This is a genomic window from Puribacter membranae (assembly GCF_055380425.1).
Genome location: NZ_AP040167.1, coordinates 570,663 through 594,252 on the forward strand (window position 1 = coordinate 570,663; position 23,590 = coordinate 594,252).

A 23,590-nucleotide genomic window follows, 5' to 3' on the forward strand; every position below is an offset into this window, starting at 1 on the left:
GAGTATGAAAGGTGAATCAACTCGTTTGCATCCATTGGGCATCTAAGGCAATGACCTGAGCAATCAAATGCTCAACCGACTCGATGAGCTCATGGACAAACGACTCGGTAACGTCCAATTCGCCTTCATATTCCGATAAGTTTCGTTTCTTGTGGGCTAAGTCAAAGAGCAACCATTGTGCAGGCTCAAATCCGAGCGTATGTTCCAAGCTTTGAAACACAATATAGCGATTCTCACTGCGATAGCCGGAATAGCGTAGGGCGCAAAGAGCTGCCGAGTGCGCCGCGTTGTAAGCCAAATCAAACCGACTCTCGACAGACAGGACGGCTTGTTTCGTATCACGAATCCGAATAATAGCTGAGCGCAGTAAACCTGCACACTCGTGCTGATCGCGAGGCTCAAGCTTGAGTTGGCCGATCCGGACCAAGTTATTGAGCTGATCCAAAGTCATTTAAATTCTCCTCAGAACCTATCACAAACCACTTAGGTTGCGCTAACACCCGAATAATAAAGGATTTACCTGCTTCAATGCGAGATCGAAACTCTGCTTCAGTATACAAGGTCGGATTGATCGTGCGTCCAAGTTCCGTTTCCACAGCTCTTAATAATTCCAACAACACTTGATGCGATACATCACCCACAACCAATAAATCGATATCACTATTGGCTCGCTCAGAACCCTTGGCTATGGAGCCATACACAAAAGCCAAACAGATGTTGGCATGAATAGGATTCAAAGCCTTCTGTAACACTCCGACCAGACCAAAGGTCTTATTCACAATACCACACAACTCAGAAAAGATAGGAGAGGTCTCATTGGCCTGATAAAACCGTTGATGACCTACTTTCCAAGAGCGAAGCAAATCAGCCTGTTCCAGCTTGGATAACTCACGTTGAACTGTGCCGGTACCGGACTTGGCCCAATCAATGATTTCTTTGAGATAAAAAGCCTTCTCTGGTTGGCCAAATAACAAGGCCAACACATGTTGTTGTGTTTTAGAGAAGAGTGCATCTGCTTGAATACCCATAATGGGAATATTAAAACCCAATTTGGGTATGTTGTCAATAGTGAATTTGGAGAAATAGACACTGTCTAAATAAGTCGTAATAAACGCTATCGAATCTTATTTAATTAAAGTCTCGATTTGTGGTGTTCTGCAACAAAAAATCCTTTGAGTTCATGAGGAATAGCATGAAGGTGCGGTTTTCTCAGACTTCAAGAGTTAATTTGACGATGCGATCATAAATTAAATTTGTAATAATTTGTCTTAGAACCTTTGTAAAAATTTTGAAAACATTAATCGGATGCTCTTGAATTTGTGAAATTGACACAAATATAAGCTTTGGAAGAGTTAAACAATGTAAAAAAATGAAGCAAGTAAATAGCCTCGTAGAGGAGTAGCTGTGGCAGAAAATCGATTTGATACCGACCCTAAGGTCAAAAATTATGTTTGGAGCCGGGCAGCTGGTCACTGCGAATTGTGTAGTCTTGATTTAACGCATGATTTGAAGACTCTCTCGCCTGCCAAGTTGGGTGAAGTTGCTCATGTGGTTCCTGCAAGCCATCAAGGTCCAAGATCGGATGCTAACCAGACAGCAGATATGTCAAAAGAATTGACTAACAATCCTGACAATCTGATGTTGCTCTGCTCAACTTGCCACAACACAATCGATAAAACACCTGATGGCTATCCTGTTGGAGATCTCACAGATGCACACCTAGCATTTATAGAGGGAATAGAGTTTGCAGCGAATGTTAAAAAATACAATATAGCTGCTGGGGTCATTATCTTAGGTCACCATTTTCAAACCAATAACAACATTGATCCAAGTGAATTGCAAGCTGCAATGTGGCGTGATCAATACCGGCTACTAAATAAGCCCATCAAAATTTTACTACCTATAATTGATCACTATGGCCGTGATGAAAGGTACTATGAAAATGTAAGGATTAAGTTCAAAGAGACTTATCAACGTGAGGTAACTCACTATCAAAGTGAAGCTGGAGACAAGCCTGTGATTGGTATCGTTGGCTTGGCGGACATACCCAGTTTGATGATTTGTGGTCAGGAGTTTGGTGACAGAGTTCGGCATGAAATTTACTCCAACGATAGAAACACCAGACTGAAATGGCCAGATAAAACTGTAGTTGCGCCCGATTTCACATTCACATTTTCAGGCACAAAAGACCGAGTTAACGCACTCGTTTTATCAATCTCTGCAGACATACCTGAGCGTGATGTTTTAGCAGCCTTGCCTGGCTGCGAAATCGCCACATTTAGAATTCCAACTCCCAATTACCACGCTATACGAAATGCAGCTTTCATTGAACAATTCGGTCTTCAACTGCAAATAGCACTGAGTCAGTTAGAGGCTGCAAGTGCACAGCCAATACATGTTTTTCCTGCCATTCCGGCTGCATTGGCAATTAAGTTCGGCAGTCTCCTCTCCACGAATCACCGTCATAAGTATGCAATTTACGATCGCGATTCAGCAGGAGGCGGTTTTAGTTTTCATACATATCTCAATTAATTAGAACTATAAATTATGAACGACCATTTTTATTCTGACTCACGTAAGAAAAGTTGGGAAGCTGTTTTGTTTCAGGCTGCTTTCGATATTTCTATTACACCCTCACTATATGAAACCATCAATGCAAGGTATGCCACCTTGGAAGGTATTTTGAATGGAGCAGATGATCCTGTTTTAAAAAGTGCACACATTTTTCCCCAAGGATCAATCAGGCTTAAAACCGCGATTAAACCACTGCAAGGTGTAACAGGTGATTTAGGCACAGTTGATGCAGATGCTGTAGTTTGGCTGGAAAATGCTTCGACTACAACTACAGACTACGTGCTCCAAGCCATTCAGCAGAGATTTCAAGATGGCAAGCGGGTAACGGCGGATATTGAAGAGTTACGTCGAGGCATTCGCATCAAGTATGCGGATGAAAATCCTGGCTTCCACATTGATATCACACCAGCGAGAAACTTACGGGGTAACACAGCAGAATGCGGTCAGGGTGCATTGGAAGTCCCTGACCGCAGCAAGGCTGGAAAGCAAGTAGCCCGATTGAATATAGTGATTGGCTCAACAATATTTCAGAGAAAACATTACCAGTGATGGCAATGGAGAGCTTTCGTGAAAGTGCTGAAGTAGTCGCCAAGACAACAGTGGAAAACATGCCAGAATATGACGAATACGTTGACTCGAATGTATTAAGAGCATTGATCAAACTGATTAAACGCAATCGTGACGTCTGGGCGCAAAAGAATCCAACTAGAAAAGATTTTCGTCCGATTTCTGCTGTATTAACGACCTTGGCAGGGCTTGCCTATGAAAAGCTAGTGAACAATCCAACATATATTGTCATTCACAGTCCATTCGAAGTCATGCAGGCAATAATTAAAACCATGCCAGATTTCATTAAAGGTTCAGCTGGTCACTGGGAAGTGCTTAATCCAGTCAATAGCGAAGAAAATTTTGCTGAAAAATGGAACAGAGAAGACGGAGATAGTTACCGTGAGGCATTTGATGATTGGTATTCAGATGCAGTGACAGCGTTTTCCCTTGGTTTGGAGGAGTTTTCTTCAAATGCTTCCTTCCAAGTTGCGTTGAATGAAGCATTCAGTATTGGTTCATCCACTGTTGATAAGACGCTCCGTCACCTTCCACTAAACTGGAATTTACCTGGTCGTGAATTAGGTAAAACTGGTGCGACAGTTGCGCTTGCAACGATGAGTGGACAATCTGTTGCCTCCAGTAAGCCTCAGTCAGTTCAGCATTCTGGCCGTTTAGGATAATTCAGTCATATGAGTCAGGAGTTGGAGCGCGGAATCGCCGAGTTAAAGCGTTTTTTAGGTGACTCTGCTTATCAACTGACACCAGTCAAAAAGAAATTTGGGGAAACAGCTGCTTTTAATTATCTGCTTCCTCCAGACTATAAAGATGTCAGACGAACATTACGGATTAGTTTCCCTGTTGGATTTCCATATGAATTGCCGGAATTCGATATCACTCCATCCGCATTTCAAATTTGGCCTCATGTAATGATCTATGGAGTTTGCTTATTTGCGGCCAACCAAGAGCCAGCGACTACCTCGCCGGAAGAAGCCGTCTCTGTTGCAATGAATCAACTAATCAAGCTTATAAATTTTTCACTGAAGGATTCAGATCCAGTGATGAGAGAAAAAGAATTCTCGCGTGAAATCAGATCATATTGGCTTTATCAGTTGGGTAAGTCGCCAAGCAGATTTACACTGGTCAAGTTGCCAGTAGAAACTGGCCCGATATTCGTAGTTAGTGAGAATACTAACAATCCATTGAATAGTAGGCGATACATCGGTGGTGAAACCTATGAGTCTATTTCTCGATTTGAAAGAAGATACAAGCATACGACATCAAAACAGAGAGCAACGGCAAAGCCTGCTTTTTTTCTTAAGCTGGACTCAACACCTTCAAATATTATTAAAAAAGATAACTTGCTTGGTTGGATAGAAGGCCATGTGACTCCAGACGTGTTTTATACACTTAACCGATGGTTTGAGGAGACCTCTGGTCTCCCACTTAGATGGTTAATTCTTTCGTTGCCAACTGCTGAAATTTCTTTACAGGGATTTGTGTTTACTGAAAAAATCATTGATATAAAGAAAAAACACGCTACACTCTATGGTAGGAGAACAACCAGACGAAAATTTTTCCCGACTAAACGGAATCTTAATGTCAGATTCTCAAACATTGATGTATTAGATGCAGAGATCATACATCAACGGGCAGGCCCTGCTGCGAAAGGTCTGGCAAATAAAAAGGTTGTATTAGTTGGTGCCGGTAGCCTAGGTGGCGAAATAGCTGTGCTGCTTGCAAGATCAGGAGTAGGTAATCTCTATGTGATTGATCACGACAGATTTGAAGATGTAAACATAGGGCGTCATGCTCTGGGCGTTCCTGAGTTAGGCGCATACAAAGCTAAAGCTCTGGCCGAAAGAATCAGCCGGGATGTACCCACGGTTGAAGTTGATTACAGTACGAGTAGAATTCAATCAGAGAATAAGAATCACACTAAAGCGTTATTAGAGGCAGACTTAGTTATTGTCACCACTGCAAACTGGAACTCAGAAGATTATTTATGGAACTTGAAGTCGAAAGGTGCAGATTGGGCGTTAATTCAGGGATGGAGTGAGCCACATGGAATCGTTGGTCATATTTTGTGTGCTCCCTCAGGAGGGAATCATGATGCCCGATACCTTTTTGAAAGAGGAATATTTGTTAAAGCAATGTCAGAGTGGCCTGAAGGTGGAGTGATGGCCCTGCCAGCCTGTGGAGGTGGGTATATCCCTGGAGGGCCAGTTGCATTATCAAAAATTGCAGTGCAAACTGTGCAACATGCATTGAACCAACTTATTCAACCTATAGAAAATCCAGAATGGCATGCACTTGTTGGGAGTACAAAAAAAATTGAAGAATATGGTGGCACGTATAAAGGACCGGCTCTCCCAGAAGGTATGGATGGATGTGAGTTTAGTTACACATGGCCTGCACCTCAGCCCACTGGAGGATAGTGATTCTCCATATGCTTGGCAGTGGTTCTTCAGAGAGATTGGGGTCAGACTATTGGTTTCAAAATCGGTTTATGACCTGTTTAATAGAAACAGGCAGTTTGGTAAAAAACATGAACGTGGCGGTTTATTGTTCGTACATAATAATCATCGGGATGGTGTTGTATTGTGTCTAGCAACCCCACCCAATTCAAAAGACAAATCGACAAGATGCTCTCTAGATTTCGATCATGAGCGGGTAATACCCCCTAAAAGGGCGGCATCTAAAAGTAGAATCAACACAAGTCCTGCGTTTAGTGCAGGACGCGTGAGTTTGTTAAAGCCATCATACGCGTTTGCGCTGGAGTGAATCCACCGAGCGACATATGAGGACGGTTGTTATTGTAACACCACAGCCACTGTGTCGCCTCGATTTGAGCGTGTTCGAGTGACTCAAATAATGTCTGATTGAGCAATTCATAGCGCATGGTTCGGTTAAAGCGTTCAATGTAGGCGTTCTGCTGTGGGTTTCCAGGTTGGATGTAGAGCAGTTTAATGTCGTGCTTTTGCGCCCATTGTTGGTAGTGGTGGCTGATGAATTCAGGGCCGTTGTCCGAGCGTATCGCTTGAGGTTTACCACGCCATTCAATGAGTTGGTCGAGATAGCGCGTCAGCGTGGTTGCGGGGATTGAGAAGTTGATTTCTGCCAACAACCCTTCTCGGTTGTGGTCGTCAATGACGTTGCATGAGCGGATGCTGCGCCCATCCTCGAGGTTGTCGTGGGTGAAGTCGATTGACCACGTCACATCCATTGCGTCGGGCACTTCGAGTGGTTGCGGTGTTTCTCGGTCAAGGCGTTTGTTGGGAATCAGGCGCAAGTTGAGCCCGAGTTTGCAGTAAATGCGGTAGATGCGTTTGTGGTTGTATTTCCAGCCCAAGACGTTGCGGATGTGCAGGTAGCATAATCGAAAGCCCCATGTGTTTTGTCCTTTGGTGGTGGTCAACTCGATCAGTTTAGCGGCTATCATGGCGTTGGCTTGCGCGCGCGTTGGGATGTGGCGAAAGCGTTTTTCTGAGATACTCATGAGTTCGCAGGACGCACGGATGCTGATGTTTTTATCGTTGTGCAGTTGTTGCGCCATCTCTTTACGAGATGACGCGCTTACTTTTTTGCAAGGCACTCCTTGAGGATGTCGGTGTGCAGCTGGGATTCGGCATAGAGTTTTTTCAGGCGCGTGTTCTCGGCTTCTAAGGCTTTGAGGCGGCTCATGAGGTTTGCGTCCATGCCTGCGTATTTGCTGCGCCATTTGTAGAAGGTGGCACTGCTGATGCCATGCTCACGACACAGTGCGGGTACGGGTACGCCTGACTCGGCTTGTTTTAGAATGCTGGCGATTTGGCTGTCGCTGAATTTGGATACTTTCATGTAAAACTCCTTTGGGTTAGTTTAAAGGGTTCTACTTTTAGGTGCTGGCTTTTTTAGGGGGTATTACCAGCGTTGCCGTATTGAAACAAAAGAGGCCAATGAGAAAAATCTCAGATTAATTGGTTATTGGCATACGCATCCTGAAGATATTCCAGATTTATCTTCTCAGGATATGCAAAGTTTTCGACAGTTAATCAAAGATAATAAACATGAACTTCCTTCGCCTTTTGCCATTATTGTTGGACGCAATTCGGGGCCAGAAGGTATTAGAGCTTGGCTAATTCGAGGCAATACAAGATTTCAGGCGGAATTTCAGCCTGTCACTAAGGAGTAGGGGGTTACAAGCTACAGATAGAATAGAAGATAGATGCAAGAATCTCTACTGGGATCACCGTCATCCTTATGTATGCGATACAGATCAATTTGATTACAAACAGGATCAATACCTTGAAATACCAATTCCAAAAGAAATGATTTCCAGACGCTTGCACAAAGACTGGCGTGTATTTGTGCTTGTAGCGAACAGCGTAACTATTCCAGAGAACTTCATGACCGATCGTGAAGATCCTGAGCCGCAGATGCGCGAAGCATTGCTCAGCCAAACGCTTGCGAATGATAAAGTTAAAACCATTAATTTGAATAACATCAGAGGTCTGTGAAACAAATCTGTTTCTAATTTAAGAGCAAATCTGTTGTTCAACGAACCAAAGCTTGTTAGAATCCACTAACCTAAACATACAAACCAATCATGCAGTGGATATTCCCAATGAATAAAGTCACCCGTAAAGAGGTATACCGTTTCTCTATCGTAATGTGTTTGATTGCCATGTCTATGAATACCGGTTTGGCCCAAGCCCAAACCGCCCAAAGCATCGAACAAGAACAACTGCAAAAGGCACAGGATCGCCAAAAGGCCATCCAAGAACAACAGCCTCAAGCGCCGGACGTGAAATTACAAACGCCATCGAGCGAAACCGTTCAAACGCTACCCATTACTGAGTCTCCCGCCTTCCTGATTCAACACATCACACTCACCGGTGACTCAGCCGAACGCTTCCAATTCGCACTCCAATCGGGTCTCAAACAAACTGGCTTGCACGCCATCCAAAGCCAAGACCAACAAACCTACCTCATTACCGACCGCCAGCTCAAAGGGCAGGGCACACAAACCGGCGTCATGCTCGGCGCCAATGGTATCAACATCCTCATGAAAGCCGCCCAGAATGCCCTAGTCGCCCGTGGCTACACCACCAGCCGCATCCTGGCCGAACCACAAGACCTCAGCCAAGGCACACTCACGCTCACCGTAGTGCCCGGACGCATCCGTCACATCAACGTCGATCCAAGCAACATCCAACAAACCCATGCCGATCGCGCCATCCTATTCAACGCACTACCGATGAAGCAAGGAGACATCCTCAACCTGCGCGACATCGAACAAGCCCTAGAAAACATCAAACGGGCCCCTACGGTCGAAGCCGACATCCAAATAGCACCGGCCGACACCCCCAACCAATCCGATCTCAATATCCAATGGCGCCAACAAACGGTGCCATTGCGCTTTAATATGGCCGTTGACGACAGCGGCAGCAAAGCCACCGGTAAATACCAAGGCACCGCCACACTCTCGGTGGACAGCCCATTCCGCATCAACGACCTGTTCTACTTCAGCTACGGCGGCGACCTCACCGGCTACGACAAAGTCAGCACCACGGACGAACAAGGCAATATTAATGGCCACCAGCATGGCGGCTCCAACAACTGGGCACTGCACTACAGCATACCCTACGGCTATTGGGAACTCGCCTTCAACGCCAGTCGTTACCACTACAACCAAGCCGTGGCTGGCGCCAACCAAACCTACACCTACAGCGGCACCAGCCGCACCCAAGACCTCAAACTCAGCCGCGTGCTGCACCGAGACAGCGCCAGTAAAACCGGTGTCTACCTCAAAGGCTGGAACCGCTACTCCGACAGCTACATTGATGACGCCGAGATTGCTGTGCAGCGACGTAAAACCGCCGGCTACGAAATCGGACTGACCCACAAACACAACATCGGCACGATTCAACTCAACGGCGCGCTCACCTTCAAACGCGGCACCGGCGCATTCAACGCCATGCGTGCACCGGAAGAAGCCTTTGGCGAAGGCACCGGTCGCATGAAACTCATCACCGCTGACCTCAATATCACCGTACCGTGGCAGATCAAACAAACCCCGATCAGCTTCACCAGCAACAACCACGCGCAGTGGAACAAAACCCCACTGACGCCACAAGACAAACTCGCCATTGGTGGGCGCAGCACCGTACGCGGCTTTGATGGCAATATGAGTCTATCGGCAGAACGCGGCTGGTACAGCCGCAACGAACTCAGCCTCAGCTATCGACCCAGCCATCAAATCTACCTCGCACTCGATGCCGGACACGTCTCCGGCCCCAGTGCCCAATACCTGCTGGGTCAAACCCTGATCGGCACAGCTCTAGGTCTGCGTGGACAAGTAAAACTGGGCGGTAATCTCAGCTATGATGCCTTTGTCGGCACACCACTGCGCAAGCCACAAGGCTTCCAAACCGCTAAGATCACCTACGGCTTTAATCTGAGCTACGCATTCTAATCAACCATTGCTTGTTTCTTGAATCCAACAGGACACATCATGAACCAATACGCACACAAAATCATCTTCAACAAACGCCTGGGTCGAATGGACGTGGTGTCCGAAATCGTCAGCAACCAAGGTAAAGGCTCGCAAACCACAGGCTACAGCAACGGCATTACCACTACGCAGATCAAACCGCTGGTATTCGCGCTCATGCTCACGCTGGGCACGGCACAAATCCTGCCAGTGCACGCTGGTACCATCGTGGCCGACCCGAATGCCCCAAAAACCGAACAGCCGACCATTCTCAACACCGCCAGTGGCGCGACGCAGGTCAATATCCAAACCCCCACAGCGGGTGGCGTGTCGATGAACCAATATAAACAATTCGATACGCAAAGCAACGGCACCATTCTCAACAACAGCCGAACCAATGCCAACACCCAAACCGCTGGTTGGATTCAAGGCAACCCCTGGCTCGCCACCGGCACAGCCCGCGTGATCGTCAACCAAGTCAACAGCAGCAATCCCAGCTTGCTCAACGGCAACATAGAAATCGCAGGCAACCGCGCCGAAGTCATCATTGCCAATCCCGCCGGAATCCAAGTCAACGGTGCCACCTTCCTCAACGCCTCACGCACCACCCTCAGTACCGGCAACCCCATCCTTGCCAATGGCAATCTGAGCGGTTACCAAGTCAACCAAGGGCAGATCAGCGTCAACGGCCAAGGTCTCAACACCCAAGGCAGTGACTACACCGACATCCTCGCTCGCTCCGTACAAATCAATGCAGGTATCTGGGCCAACCAACTCAAAGTCACCACCGGAATCAACGTCATCAATGCAAGCAATGACGCTGTAACCCCCGGCAGTCAAACTGGCAACAGTCCTCAGTTCGCCATAGACACCAGTGCTCTAGGCGGCATGTATGCTGGCAAGATCACCCTGATTGGGACCGAGCAAGGTGTTGGCGTGAACAACGCCGGACAAATCGCCGCCAGTGCAGGCCATGTCACCGTTGATGTCAACGGACAACTGAGCAACAGCGGTACGATTAATGCCAACCTCGATGGCAACGGCGCAGCGGCTACGCAAATCAAGTCACAAAGCCTCAACAACAGCGGCACCATCTCCAGCCAAGGCAACACCCAGATACAAACCGGACAAGCGATGAACAGCGGCACTTTGGCCGCCGGTCGTGAACTCAAACTCAATGCCAGCGACATCAACAACAGCAAAGGCACCATCAACGGCCAGCGGATTGAGTTGAACGCCAATAGCCTCAACAACACCAACGGTAAAATCCAACAAACCGGCACACAAGCACTCGCGCTGAATTCCGGCAGTCTGAGCAACGTCAATAACGGCCTGATTGGCTACGAACCCCTGAGCAGTGGTACCGGCACAGGGACAGGGACCGGCAGTAGCGGTAACACCGGCAGTGGTACAGGTAGCAGCACACCAAGCACCGCTAACGGAGGCGGCAGCAGTACCGTGGTACAACCTGCACCCGTCGCGTTGGCCGATGGTGTCATCAATATCAGCGGCGCGGTGAACAACGATTCGGGACGCATCACTGCCAATGGCGGGATTGACCTGACCAGTACCACCGGTCTAGAGAACCATGCCACTCTGGATTTACGCAATTTGACGGTCAAAGGCAGCACACTGGATAACAGCAGTGGTCAGTTAGCATTGAGTGGTACACTCAATTCCACGACCGATAGCTTGAATAACCAAGCGGGCAAGATCAGTGCACAAAGCATTCAATTGACCCAAAAAACCACCAACAATACTCAAGGTAGTATCCAGGCCATCGATACCCTTACGCTCAACAGCAGTGGCCTGTTGAACAACCAAGCCGGTACAATCGGCGCGAATCAGGCGGTGAACATTACGGCAGGCAGTGTACAGAACAGTCAAAAGGGCAGTATCAGCTCCAGCCAAAGCACGCTCAATCTGACCAGTACTGGTGTGGTAGACAATGCCAGCGGTACCATCAAAGCCAACCAAGCCTTAAACCTATCCGCACAGGGTATCACCAACGACAGCGGTATCATCGGTTCTGGACAAAACCTCACCCTCAGTAGCCCAACGGGTGCTTTAAGTAACCAATCGGGTCAGATCGTCGCAGGCAATGAGCTAAAACTCAACTCATCCGAGCTGAACAACCAAAGTGGTCGCATCAGCGCGGTGCAAACTCAGATCACCACTGGTGCCATCAACAATATCTCCGGCTCCATCATCACGCAAAAGGATGCGCAAATCACCAGTCAGGCCTTAGACAATACCTCTGGTTTGATCTATGCCGGTACCACTTTGGGCATCAACACCCAAGGGCAAACCCTGACAAATCAGAATACCAACAGCGAGACACAAGGTCTGGTGGCGTTGCAGAACCTCAGCCTGCAATCTGGCAATCTGAACAACAACAGTGGGCGAATTCAAAGCAATCAAGCCGTTACGCTCAACAGCGCTGATATCAGCAGCGTACAAGGCAATCTGCAAGGACAAAACCTGAGCGTCACGGCCAACAGTCTGAACAATAACCAAGGCAAAGCAGGGGCAAAGGATCAAGCCCACTTCACCTTGAATCAGAACCTCAGCAATCAAGGCGGGCAAATCTGGAGCGAAACCGGCGCTGTTACGGTTCAAGCGGCCTCTTTGGACAACAGTGCCAAAGGGGTGCTCAGTGGCGACACTGCCGACCTTCGCGTGAGCGTACTCAATAACCAACAAGGCACCGTATCGGCCAATGCGGTCACTGTTAATACCGCCGACTTGAACAATCAAAGTGGTTTGATCGAAAGCGCACAACAAAACACGATCAACGCTACGAGCGTGAACAACACCGATGGCAGAATTACCAGTACCGGCCAACTGGATCTGACCACGCAAACCGCTAACTTAGCTGGGCAACTATCCGCTAATGAAAATCTCAACCTCACCGCACAAGCGAATATGACCAGCTCTGCGCAGATCAGCGCTGGCGCATTGGCGACCATCTCCGCCCAAAATTTCACCAATCAAGGCAAAATCAACGGACAAGCCGTACAACTGACGGTCAACAACCTGACCAATCAATCCAGCGGGGAGATCAGCAGCAAACAAACCACCCAGATCACCACAGCAGGAACGTTGAGCAATCAAGGCTTAATCGACGGTAAAACCACACTCATCCGCTCGGGTAGTACCGACAATAGCGGTCGTATTTATGGCGACCAGTTGGCCATGTCCGGTGATCTCAACAATCACGACATCGGCGTGATTGCTACGCGCAGTGGCACTTTAAACTTGGTAGGCAATCACCTGATCAACCAAAATGGCGGACTGATTCACAGTGAAGGCGATTTAAATATAGGCGGTAGTCTGGATGCCAATTACCAAACCAGTGGCAGTGCTCAGGTGGTCGATAATCTTGGAAGTACCATTGAATCGCAAGGCAATATGACCATTGCCAGCGCTCAGGTCAACAACCGCAATATTGGCTTTAGCTACTCCACTCATGAGACCATCGAGAATATTCCGCAAGAACACTATATTCGTTTCGTTTTTGCACCTGATCCGCAGCTGGCAATAAAACTTTTTAAAGTGGAAGACTTAGGGCGATGTTATAAATGTGGTGATTGGATAGACAATAGGATTTTCTCTCCCAATAATATTACACGTTTGGAATATGTTCCTCCGAGTGAGCAATATCCATTCAGTGAAGGGTATCAACGCCATACTTATAGCTTAAATCCTTCTTCATATAAAATTGAAGACCCGATTTGGGCACTGTTTAAAGTACAAGCTGGCGACTACACTGGGCTCATTCCTAAACTTAAAGCGTATAACAACGATTATATTAATCGTGGACACTATGCTGCTTTGCGTGATTATCACAGCATCTACATCAATCAGCGTAAAACGCGGGAAAGCAAAATCGACAACCCAGGCCAAGCTGCCGTGATCAGCAGCGGTGGGGCGATGACCTTCAAAAACAGTGATATCTTCAATGACAACAGCAAGATCATTGCGGGCGGCAAACTGGATACAGATGGCCGCGCCATTCGCAATCAGGAAGTATATGGATCCAAGAGCATTGAGCTAAAAGGTACATGGAGTGGTGACAACATCGAATATGACCCATATCGGATTCGTTATGGCTGGAATGGAGCGGGGGAATATGGTCAACTCGTCTTTACGGATGATAAAGTCAAACTGCACAATGACTTGGTACAAGAGAACTTAGGTGGCTATATCACCGGCTCTGCCCCAACGGCCAACAATACCACCACGGTCAATAACTCATTTACCGGAGGCAGTGCCAGTACCGATAGTGCCAATAGTCAAACGACTCAAGGCCTAACCGGCTGGGTCAATATTCGCAACACTACCAGTGATAGCATCACCGTACCAAACAGCAGCCTGTTCACGCTCAACCCGAATGCATCGGGTAGTTATGTACAGACCGACCCGCGTTTTACCAGCTATGGTCAATGGCTCTCCAGTGACTATATGCTGAGCGCGCTTAATCTAGATCCCGCGAATTTGCATAAACGTCTGGGCGACGGCTACTACGAACAAAAACTCATTCGTGATCAAGTGGCGCAGTTGACGGGGCGGCGTTTCCTCACGGGACACAACAGCGACGACGACCAATACAAAGCTCTGATGAGTGCCGGTGTAACTTTCGCGGGACAGTACAACCTGCGCCCAGGCATTGCCTTGACACCGGAACAATTGGCGCGTCTGACCAGTGATATTGTTTGGCTGGTGGAAGAGACCGTGACCTTGCCGAACGGGAACACAGTACAAGCCCTCGTACCGAAAGTCTATGTTGCGGTCAAACCGGGTGATGTGACCGGTGAGGGCGCCTTGATTTCTGCCAACAGCATGGATCTCAAACTCAGTGGTAATCTGGACAACAGTGGTACCTTACTGGGACGCCATCTGATTAAAATGGATGCCAACAATATCACCAACAGTGGCTTGATTCAAAGCAACCTCATTGATACCAAAGCTCAGTTGGACTTCAACAACATTGGCGGTACTGTCAATGCACACACCGCTATGAACATTGAAACTGGACGCGATGTTAATGTCATCAGCACCACCAGCACCGCTCAATCACACGCCGGTCTATCGGGTTCTACGCTCACGCAAGTCGATCGTGTGGCCGGACTGTATGTGGGTAATGGCAGCGATAGTACAACGAGCGATCAAGCCATGACCAGCCTGTCGGTCAAAGCCGGACGCGACGTCAACCTAACGGCCGCCAGCATTCAAAACGACAGCAAGAACCAAACCGTCGTCAGCGCAGGTGGCAATATCAACCTGAACACCGTACAAGCCCAATCCGGTGTAGATTTAGTCGCCAGTGATGTCAATAACAGCAAATACCTAGCGACTAATCAGGTAGGTACACAAATCAATACCACAGGCAATGTCCAACTCAAAGCCAAAGACAGCATCACCGCCACCGCAGCCAATATCAACAGCGACACAGGCAAAGTGATACTTTCGGCAGACAAGGACATCAACCTCCTCGCCGCTCAAGACCAGCTCAACTACGAGTCCAACTCCTATCACAAAGAGAGCGGATTCCTCTCCAGCTCCATGAGTCAGACCCATCAAAAGTCACAGACCAATACCGCTACCGGTAGCAATGTGACCGGTCAGCAGGTATTGATTCAAGCGGGGTATGATGCCAACGTCGTCGGCTCAAACGTGGTATCAGACAATTTAACCCAAATCAACGCGGGCAATGATGTCAACATCCTCGCCGCTCAAAACACCCAAACCGCCGAAGGCTTCAGCGTCAGTAAGCAGTCGGGATTGCTCGGAACGGGCGGTTTCGGTTTTATGATCGGTAGTAAGCAGCAATCCACCGACACCGACAACACCCATGTGACCCAAACCGGCTCACAAGTGGGTAGTTTGAGCGGTAAAGTCAATATTGTTGCTGGTAATCACTATCAGCAGACCGGCAGCAGTGTCACCTCCGGTCAATCGGTCGATGGGCAGTTTGTGGCCGGCGATGCGGTCAATATTGTTGCCAAATCCGTGGACATCACCGCTGGACAGAATACCTACGCCAACGATACCGTACATCAGATCAAACAAAGTGGCTTGACCGTCGCGGTCAATGTACCGGTGGTCAATGCCGTCATGGCGGTGGCCGATACCGCTAAGACAGTGGGACAGAGCAAGAACGACCGTGTCAACGCCATGGCAGCGGCCAATACCGCCTACACCGCCGTTAAAGCCGCCGATGCGCTCAAAGGTTTACAAAATGTGCAAAGTGCCAAAGACCTCAATGTCAGCGTTAGCATCACCGTTGGCTCGTCGCAATCCAAGCAGGAAACTCATACCAAAGGCACCGAGGCGGTTTCCAGCAATGTGGCAGGCAAAGAAGTCAACATCATCGCCACGGGCGCCGGCACAGACAGCAACATCCATGTTCAAGGCAGCAACATCAGTGGTACCGATGCCACCCGTCTGATTGCCGATAACAACGTCATACTCGAATCGGCACAGAATACCAGCGAGGAACACAGCGCCAACAAATCCAGCGGCTGGAATGCGGGTGTGGCGATCTCCTACGGCAAAGGCGGTCTTGCCTTCGGTGTGACCGCCGGCGGTAATGTCGGCAAAGGCAAGGGTGAAGGCACGAGCGTCACTCAAGTGAACAGCCATGTGGGCAGCCAAACCGGGCAAACGCTGGTTCAAGCCGGCGGCGATACCACATTGGCGGGTGCGCAGCTACTGGGGCAACGGGTTGAGCTGGACACCAACAACCTCACCATCGAATCACGCCAAGATACGAATCAGTACGACAGCAAACAAATGGATGCCAGTGCGCAGGTCACGGTTGGCTACGGCTTCTCCGCCAGCGGCAACTACAGCCAAAACAAAACCAATGCCGACTACGCCAGTGTCAACGAGCAATCCGGCATTCTCGCTGGTGACGGCGGGTATAACGTCAACGTCAAGAAACACACTGACCTCAAAGGCGGCATCATCACCAGCACGCAGGCGGCTGAGGACGCAGGCAAGAATAGCTTTACCACCGGCACACTCAGCGCCAGCGACATTCAAAATCACGCCGACTACAGCGCCAGCGGGTTTGGTATCGGTGGTGGCTTCTCTGTCGGTGGCAGCGGTACGCAGGACAAAGACAGCAAACTACAAAACTTCGGTAGCAATGGTCAGGTGAGCAATGTCAACAAGTCCATCGGCTATGGTTCAGACAGCGGATACGACCGCAGCATCACCACCAGCGGTATCAACACATCGAACATCAGCATCACCGATGCCGCAGGGCAGAATGCCACCAGCTCCAACGTTGAGCAGATCAAAGCCCAAGTCAAAACCGCTACCACCACCGATACAGTACAGGCCAATAGCGGTGCGATTGCGAACAACTTTGATAAAGACGCGGTGCAGAAAGAGATTGGCCTGCAAGTAGCGGTCACTCAGCAGTTTGATACCACGCGCCAAGGGGTGAAGGCGGAGATTAACCAGCACATTGATGGTTTACAAGCTGAATTGAAAGCCGCCAAAACCTTAGAGGAAAAAGCCGCCATTGAGCAGAAAATCAATTCTTGGCAAAACGCAGGTACGCTGACCGACATGATCGCGGGTGGTTTGTCTGCTCCGACCAGTTCAGCCTTGGGTATTGCGGCAGCGACTGCTGCACCAGCCGTTCAGTATCAGATTGGTCAGATATTCAAGGACAATCAAGCGAAGAATGAGTTAGATAAACTCATGACGGGCACGGCAGGCACTCGACCTGAGGAGGGTTCTGCGCTTCATGTTCTGGCACATACCGTATTGGCCGCTGCAGTTTCCGCAGCGGGTGGTAATGATGCACTTACAGCAGGTTTGAGTGCAGGCGGTGCTGAAGCCTTAGCGCCAAAAGTAGCGAATTGGCTTTATGGCAATACGGCAGGGGTTGAGAAGGATGAACACGGCAATGTCATTGCCAGCAAACTCACTGCTGAACAAAAACAAACCGTCAGTAATATCGTCTCACTCGGAGCCGCTGGGTTGACTGCGGGCGCTGGTGGATCTGTTGGCGATGTTGTACAGGCTTCTCAGTTGGCGAGCAGTGCGGTAGAGGATAATGAGATGTTAACTACGCTAGCTGGTAAGGTTTTCAGTAGTAATAGTATAGTTGGTAAGGAAAAAGGTTATGACAAAATTGCTATCGTTCAAAAAAAACAAATTCAAAGGGTTAAATATGATCATGTAACAAAGACCACCACAACAGAAACGAAAGATGAGTATGTTGTTGTGGATACATATGATGCTTATACTCTGGGAATAAAACCAACCGATAAAGAGCGATTAGAGCAAGCTAAAGATACTTATAATGATCAATCACAAGGTGTTTCTGGAGGGTGGTCTGTTAAACCTGACAGTGACCTTCATGATCAGAAGACAGGCGCAGATTACCGCGTATATCAAAGGTTGGGAACAGATGGGAAAATGTATTATGTAGTGGCAACAGCAGGAAGCTTACCAAAAAATGGAGCTGTTGATTTTTATGTTGATCGCGATCAAACACTGGGCAAAATTCCTGAGCAGTACACTCAAACTGTTTCAGGAGTTATTGATTTGAAACTTCCTGCATCCAGAACAGAAGCCGTTGGACATTCATTGGGATGTGGAACTGGCTCAGCATATGGACTTGCTACAGGTAGTAATGTGACGTGTTTTAGTGGAGCTGCGTTGCATCCAAACAGTATTCAATATTTTTCAGGACAAAATACAGGTCAACAGCCAATTATTCGTAATTATGCAATTCAAGGAGAGATTGTTACTAGCGGTCAAAATCTTTTGAATTTGTCTGTGCCCAATACGACTGTTTTGCGCAAACCAGATAGGATGCCTGTAAGCCCATCTTCAACTTTTAATGATGCTGTTCATTCTATTCTTAATCATTCGATTGATAGTGTGGGCGATCAGTTATTTAAACCCAATGTACTAGAGGAGAATAAATGATGAAATATCTTCATTATTTGTTTTCTCTCGCTGTAATGCTATTACTAACGGGATGCAATCAAAAAGATGAAAAGCTCTTAGGTGATGATATTCTTCTATTTAGGGGAACGCCGGCTTGGGGTTTAGCCAAAGCAATTGAAGCGAGTGATGTTGCTAAAATCAATCAAATACTTGATAAAGGAGAGATTTCTGTTGATTTTCGTGAACCGCGCTATGGTGTAACCCTCTTAACAATAGCGGTTAAAAGATATAAATATGATTCTATGGTGGCGTTGTTGGATAAAGGTGCTGATCCTAATTTGCAAGAAACTCATGGGCATGAGACGGCTTTACAAGCTGCAATTCTTTATCGAAAAATGAATAATAGTGGTGAGCATGACACTCGGTATGTAAAGAGTTTAATTGAGCATGGCGCCGATGTTAATTTATACGATCATCACCCTGGAAAATATGATGGACTTGCTGCTAAACCACCTTTGCATCTTGCTGCTATTATGCAAAGTATAGATATAGCTAAAATTTTATTAGGTGCTGATGCATTGATTAATGCAAGGGATGCAAGTGAATTTCAGTGTTTGGCGATATCAGAAACGACTTTGTCATTTATTTATTTTTTGGTTGTTGAACGAAAAGCTGAATTTAAAGAGCCATTGTGTCTATATGAACGCAGTGATAGAGTAAATAGATTAGTTGATTTGGTTCGAGCTGAAAATATGGCGTTCGATAATAGGGCAAGGAATAGTGATTTATCAGAGGAGTTGCGTAACAGTGCGAAAGAGCAATTACGTTATGGACTGATGCTTAAAGAATTTTTAATTTCTCATGGGGAAGATTATTAAATTCTTTAAAAAATTTTTAGGAATTTTAAGTTGAACACTTTTTTTTATACTCCCGAAAGCCACAGCAATAAATTGCTGTGGCTTTTGTCGTTTGAGGAGTTAGGAACCTGCAAAAGCCGGAGCTCAGACACATCGCAAAGCAGTGACCTCACAGGTAAACAAGTTGTGTTAATTACCGGACACAATACACTAATTTGGGGCTCAAATGTCGTCTCAGACAACTTGACCCAAATCAATGCCGGCAATGATGTCAACATCCTCGCAGCCAGCAACAGCAAAACCACCAGCAACTTCAAAGAGGTTAAGAAGTCCGGCCTTATGGGTACTGGCGGCATAGGTTTTATGATCGGCAAGAAACAAGACTCCACCGACACCGACAACACCAACATCACCCAGACCGGCTCACAGGTCGGTAGTCTGAGTGGTAAAGTCAACATCGTGGCCGGCAATCACTACCAGCAAACCGGCAGCAGCGTGACTTCGGGGCAATCGGTCGATGGGCAGTTTGTGGCCGGTGATACGGTCAACATCGTTGCCAAATCCGTGGACATCACTGCCGGGCAGAACACCTACGCCAACGATACCGTGCATCAGACCAAACAAAGCGGTTTGACCATCGCGGTCAATGTGCCGGTGGTCAATGCCGTCATGGCGGTGGCCGATACCGCTAAGACAGTGGGACAGAGCAAGAACGACCGTGTCAACGCCATGGCAGCGGCCAATACCGCCTACACCGCCGTTAAAGCCGCCGATGCGCTCAAAGGTTTACAAAATGTGCAAAGTGCCAAAGACCTCAATGTCAGCGTTAGCATCACCGTTGGCTCGTCGCAATCCAAGCAGGAAACTCATACCAAAGGCACCGAGGCGGTTTCCAGCAATGTGGCAGGCAAAGAAGTCAACATCATCGCCACGGGCGCCGGCACAGACAGCAACATCCATGTTCAAGGCAGCAACATCAGTGGTACCGATGCCACCCGTCTGATTGCCGATAACAACGTCATACTCGAATCGGCACAGAATACCAGCGAGGAACACAGCGCCAACAAATCCAGCGGCTGGAATGCGGGTGTGGCGATCTCCTACGGCAAAGGCGGTCTTGCCTTCGGTGTGACCGCCGGCGGTAATGTCGGCAAAGGCAAGGGTGAAGGCACGAGCGTCACTCAAGTGAACAGCCATGTGGGCAGCCAAACCGGGCAAACGCTGGTTCAAGCCGGCGGCGATACCACATTGGCGGGTGCGCAGCTACTGGGGCAACGGGTTGAGCTGGACACCAACAACCTCACCATCGAATCACGCCAAGATACGAATCAGTACGACAGCAAACAAATGGATGCCAGTGCGCAGGTCACGGTTGGCTACGGCTTCTCCGCCAGCGGCAACTACAGCCAAAACAAAACCAATGCCGACTACGCCAGTGTCAACGAGCAATCCGGCATTCTCGCTGGTGACGGCGGGTATAACGTCAACGTCAAGAAACACACTGACCTCAAAGGCGGCATCATCACCAGCACACAGGCCGCTGAGGATGCAGGACGCAACAGTTTTACCACCGGCACACTCAGCGCCAGCGATATTCAAAACCACGCCGACTACAGCGCCAGCGGGTTTGGCATGGGCGGTGGATTTGGGGTCAATGGTAAAGGAGAACAGGGCAAATGGGCGGCTCAGGGCGCGAACACCAACGGCGTTGTGGCCGATAATCAGCAAGGCAAAGCCGGCACCACCGTGACTAAATCCATCGGCTACGGCTCAGACAGCGGACACGACCGCAGTACCACCACCAGCGGCATCAACACATCGAACATCGCCATCACGGATGCAGCAGGTCAGAATGCCACCGGCATCAGTGTTGAACAGATCAAAGCACAGGTTAAGACCGATACCACCACCGACACGGTACAGGCCAACAGCGGTGCGATTGCGAATAACTTTGATAAAGACGCGGTGCAGAAGGAAATTGGCCTGCAAGTGGCGGTTACTCAGCAGTTTGATACCACGCGCCAAGGCGTGAAGGCCGAGATCAACAAGCAGGTGGACAAACAACAGCAGGCTGTCAAAGAAGCCGAAGCTGCATTGAAATTGAATCCAAATGATCAAGCCGCAGCGCAGAAATTAGCCGATGCCAATGCCGCGATTGAAAACTGGCAACAAGGCGGTGTGCTGGTCGATATGATCGCAGGCGGTTTGTCGGGGCCGACTTCTACCGGCGCAGCGGGTACAATTGCCAATGCGGCTGCACCAGCACTTCAGTATGCTGTGGGGCAGTACTTCAAAGACCAAAAAGCTGAAGGCTCCACAGCACATATCGTGGCGCATACCGTATTGGCCGCTGCCGTTGCCGCAGCGGGTGGCAATGATGCACTCACAGCTGGATTGAGCGCGGGTGGCGCAGAACTGCTTGCGCCGAAAGTAGCGAATTGGTTGTTTGGCAACACCGCAGGCATCGAGAAAGATGAAAATGGGAATGTGATAGCGAGTAAACTCACCGCCGAACAAAAACAAACCGTCAGTAATATCGTCTCACTCGGAGCCGCTGGGTTGACTGCGGGTGCTGGTGGGACTGGGACAGATGTGGTTTCGAGTTCTCAGCTCGCGAGTAGTGCGGTGGAGGATAATATCCTTACTATTCAGCAAAAATTAAACCTTGAGAAAGCAAAGAAGGCTTGCGATGGAAGTATATTTTGTGAGGGTTGGCAGGAGCAAAAGGCAGATTGGAAGAGTAAACAACAGGATGCTCTTATAGGAAAGGCAAAGCTTCAGTGTGCCGCTTTTGGTGATTGTGGTGATATAGAAAGATGGGATAAGTTGTTTGAGGATTCAATGTATTATCCTGCAGTTGTGAATCAAGTTAGGTCTGTTTATCCAAATCTGAATGATCAACAAGTTTATCAAATTGCAGATGAGTACATTAAAGAGTCACGCGAGGAGTATTCTGGCTTTACAAGAAGAGCGATCGCTAATGTTATCGTTATGGCAACCTCGCGAGGAAAAAATGCATCCGCGATTCGAACCACTGGCGGTGGGAAAAATGCACAGCATGCCAGTGAAGCTGCACGAGAAGCGGCTAAAGTGAAGTTAGATGCTGCGCAAGCTCAAATGGCTCAGGCAAAAGCAAATGGCGCAACAAAGAAAGAAAAGGCTGAAATTCAAAGACAAATAGATCATTGGCGTAATAAATATCAAAACTCTGGAGAAAATCATTCGATGAAGCCGAAAGGAAATAGATAATGACAAGTATTTTCCATTGGACTCCAAATACAAAAATTAATGAGTGGCAGTTAGGAGAGGCACTAACCAATGCAATAGAGTTTATGAATACACATGAAATTGTAGGCTTACCGGATTACGAAGAAGGAGCCTTACATTTTTTATATGAGCATCATGTTTGGTTTAGTATCAATGCTATGGGGGTGCTGGAATCTATTGAAACATGGACTAATCTTTATCTAGATGACATTAATTTGATTGGGTTATCTCGCCAAGAGCTAATTAATTTATTGATTGAAGAAAAGTTTCTTTATGATGATAACAACGACTGTTATACATTTGATAGTCTTGGAGCAATATTTTGGCTGGAAAATGATATTGTAACGGCTGCTTCGGTTGCACGGGTATCGCCAAAAGAGTAACAAAAGCACAAAGGAATATCAAAAATGGAAAAAAATCAGCTACTTTTCCCCTATTCAGTTGAAGTTGCGGAAGGTTTGGAATCTTCAAAATGCCAGTGTTGTATGGAGATATGTCGCATAACTCATGGATTTGTTTACAAGAATAATGATGCTCATGCCATATATTATGCTAGCTGGGTAGTAAGCCATAAGGATAATTGTGCTTATGTAGCCTTAGGAATTGGAGATTGGGATGAGTCTACAACAGAAAAAGACAGGCTATGCTTTAATTTAAAAATATACTCAGCTGCAAAAGAATATCAGTTATTTTTTATTGATCCACAAGAGGCACCTTGGAAAAACAATTCTCTATTAGGGGTTAAAATTACAAAGGTTGAGGCAAAACAACATCCTCTAAAAGAAGAGGTATTTCAGATTTTGAATGAGATAATTTTATCGGACCAATATTTGAAGGACTTCTTGGATCATCATTGAGTGCTCTGTCCGCAGGTATCATCAGGTTAAATTGGTATTAAAACGAAAGGGCGATAGAATAGGGTATGAATACCAAAAAGCTTACTATTGCCACCGTT

14 protein-coding genes and 1 pseudogene are annotated in these 23,590 nt (G+C 47.8%); 12 read left to right on the forward strand and 3 right to left on the reverse strand.

What is annotated here, in order from left to right:
* Positions 1-16: 16 nt before the first annotated feature.
* On the reverse strand, positions 17-451 hold the full coding sequence (locus tag ACZ41M_RS02710; RefSeq protein WP_464730396.1) for a hypothetical protein: 435 nt from the start codon (positions 449-451) through the stop codon (positions 17-19).
* Positions 429-1,028, reverse strand: a complete 600-nt coding sequence (locus ACZ41M_RS02715) for a nucleotidyltransferase domain-containing protein (RefSeq protein ID WP_464730395.1) — start codon at positions 1,026-1,028, stop codon at positions 429-431. Before ACZ41M_RS02715 ends, ACZ41M_RS02710 begins: the two co-directional genes overlap by 23 nt.
* A 376-nt stretch (positions 1,029-1,404) precedes the next feature.
* Between ACZ41M_RS02715 and ACZ41M_RS02720 the strand changes: the two genes are divergently transcribed.
* From ACZ41M_RS02720 to ACZ41M_RS02735, 4 genes are read left to right on the forward strand one after another with little or no spacing between them, the layout of a single operon-like run.
* Positions 1,405-2,532, forward strand: coding sequence for an SAVED domain-containing protein (locus tag ACZ41M_RS02720; protein WP_464730394.1), 1,128 nt, complete (start codon positions 1,405-1,407; stop codon positions 2,530-2,532).
* 15 nt (positions 2,533-2,547) lie between these two features.
* Complete coding sequence (locus tag ACZ41M_RS02725) at positions 2,548-3,123, forward strand: nucleotidyltransferase domain-containing protein (RefSeq protein ID WP_464730393.1); 576 nt, start codon at positions 2,548-2,550, stop codon at positions 3,121-3,123.
* Positions 3,123-3,803: a hypothetical protein gene (locus tag ACZ41M_RS02730; protein ID WP_464730392.1), complete on the forward strand. Its 681-nt coding sequence runs from the start codon at positions 3,123-3,125 to the stop codon at positions 3,801-3,803. The genes ACZ41M_RS02725 and ACZ41M_RS02730 overlap by 1 nt, the downstream gene beginning before the upstream one ends.
* A gap of 9 nt (positions 3,804-3,812) precedes the next feature.
* A complete protein-coding gene (locus ACZ41M_RS02735; protein ID WP_464730391.1) occupies positions 3,813-5,558 on the forward strand; it encodes a ThiF family adenylyltransferase in 1,746 nt (581 codons plus the stop codon).
* A 290-nt stretch (positions 5,559-5,848) separates the two neighbouring features.
* On the opposite strand, the pseudogene ACZ41M_RS02740 reads toward ACZ41M_RS02735, so the two are convergent.
* A pseudogene (locus ACZ41M_RS02740) lies at positions 5,849-6,960 on the reverse strand (IS3 family transposase).
* Between the two features lie 79 nt (positions 6,961-7,039).
* Here ACZ41M_RS02740 and ACZ41M_RS02745 point away from each other — a divergent pair.
* From ACZ41M_RS02745 to ACZ41M_RS02780, 8 genes are all read left to right on the forward strand, one after another.
* Positions 7,040-7,294 (forward strand): Mov34/MPN/PAD-1 family protein, encoded by a 255-nt coding sequence (locus tag ACZ41M_RS02745; RefSeq protein WP_464732127.1) that lies wholly within the window; start codon positions 7,040-7,042, stop codon positions 7,292-7,294.
* A 136-nt stretch (positions 7,295-7,430) separates the two neighbouring features.
* Entirely contained in the window at positions 7,431-7,619 is a 189-nt protein-coding gene (locus tag ACZ41M_RS02750; protein WP_464730390.1) for an AbrB/MazE/SpoVT family DNA-binding domain-containing protein, read from the forward strand.
* A 107-nt stretch (positions 7,620-7,726) separates the two neighbouring features.
* A complete protein-coding gene (locus ACZ41M_RS02755) occupies positions 7,727-9,577 on the forward strand; it encodes a ShlB/FhaC/HecB family hemolysin secretion/activation protein (RefSeq protein WP_464730389.1) in 1,851 nt (616 codons plus the stop codon).
* A gap of 39 nt (positions 9,578-9,616) precedes the next feature.
* On the forward strand, positions 9,617-18,550 hold the full coding sequence (locus tag ACZ41M_RS02760; RefSeq protein ID WP_464730388.1) for a hemagglutinin repeat-containing protein: 8,934 nt from the start codon (positions 9,617-9,619) through the stop codon (positions 18,548-18,550).
* Positions 18,547-19,389, forward strand: a complete 843-nt coding sequence (locus ACZ41M_RS02765; protein WP_464730387.1) for an ankyrin repeat domain-containing protein — start codon at positions 18,547-18,549, stop codon at positions 19,387-19,389. The genes ACZ41M_RS02760 and ACZ41M_RS02765 overlap by 4 nt, the downstream gene beginning before the upstream one ends.
* Positions 19,390-19,473: 84 nt before the next feature.
* Positions 19,474-22,617, forward strand: coding sequence for a hemagglutinin repeat-containing protein (locus ACZ41M_RS02770; RefSeq protein WP_464737499.1), 3,144 nt, complete (start codon positions 19,474-19,476; stop codon positions 22,615-22,617).
* Positions 22,617-23,018: a hypothetical protein gene (locus ACZ41M_RS02775; RefSeq protein ID WP_464730385.1), complete on the forward strand. Its 402-nt coding sequence runs from the start codon at positions 22,617-22,619 to the stop codon at positions 23,016-23,018. The genes ACZ41M_RS02770 and ACZ41M_RS02775 overlap by 1 nt, the downstream gene beginning before the upstream one ends.
* A 24-nt stretch (positions 23,019-23,042) precedes the next feature.
* Positions 23,043-23,492, forward strand: coding sequence for a hypothetical protein (locus ACZ41M_RS02780; RefSeq protein WP_464730384.1), 450 nt, complete (start codon positions 23,043-23,045; stop codon positions 23,490-23,492).
* The last annotated feature ends 98 nt before the right edge of the window (positions 23,493-23,590 follow it).

What these genes read in the sequence shown, in the direction of transcription:
- ACZ41M_RS02710 (WP_464730396.1), bottom strand. Translation starts at nt 451, where the DNA reads ATGACTTTGGATCAGCTCAATAACTTGGTCCGGATCGGCCAACTCAAG.
- ACZ41M_RS02715 (WP_464730395.1), bottom strand. Translation starts at nt 1,028, where the DNA reads ATGGGTATTCAAGCAGATGCACTCTTCTCTAAAACACAACAACATGTG.
- ACZ41M_RS02725 (WP_464730393.1), top strand. Translation starts at nt 2,548, where the DNA reads ATGAACGACCATTTTTATTCTGACTCACGTAAGAAAAGTTGGGAAGCT.
- ACZ41M_RS02730 (WP_464730392.1), top strand. Translation starts at nt 3,123, where the DNA reads ATGGCAATGGAGAGCTTTCGTGAAAGTGCTGAAGTAGTCGCCAAGACA.
- ACZ41M_RS02735 (WP_464730391.1), top strand. Translation starts at nt 3,813, where the DNA reads ATGAGTCAGGAGTTGGAGCGCGGAATCGCCGAGTTAAAGCGTTTTTTA.
- ACZ41M_RS02750 (WP_464730390.1), top strand. Translation starts at nt 7,431, where the DNA reads ATGATTTCCAGACGCTTGCACAAAGACTGGCGTGTATTTGTGCTTGTA.
- ACZ41M_RS02755 (WP_464730389.1), top strand. Translation starts at nt 7,727, where the DNA reads ATGAATAAAGTCACCCGTAAAGAGGTATACCGTTTCTCTATCGTAATG.
- ACZ41M_RS02760 (WP_464730388.1), top strand. Translation starts at nt 9,617, where the DNA reads ATGAACCAATACGCACACAAAATCATCTTCAACAAACGCCTGGGTCGA.
- ACZ41M_RS02765 (WP_464730387.1), top strand. Translation starts at nt 18,547, where the DNA reads ATGATGAAATATCTTCATTATTTGTTTTCTCTCGCTGTAATGCTATTA.
- ACZ41M_RS02775 (WP_464730385.1), top strand. Translation starts at nt 22,617, where the DNA reads ATGACAAGTATTTTCCATTGGACTCCAAATACAAAAATTAATGAGTGG.
- ACZ41M_RS02780 (WP_464730384.1), top strand. Translation starts at nt 23,043, where the DNA reads ATGGAAAAAAATCAGCTACTTTTCCCCTATTCAGTTGAAGTTGCGGAA.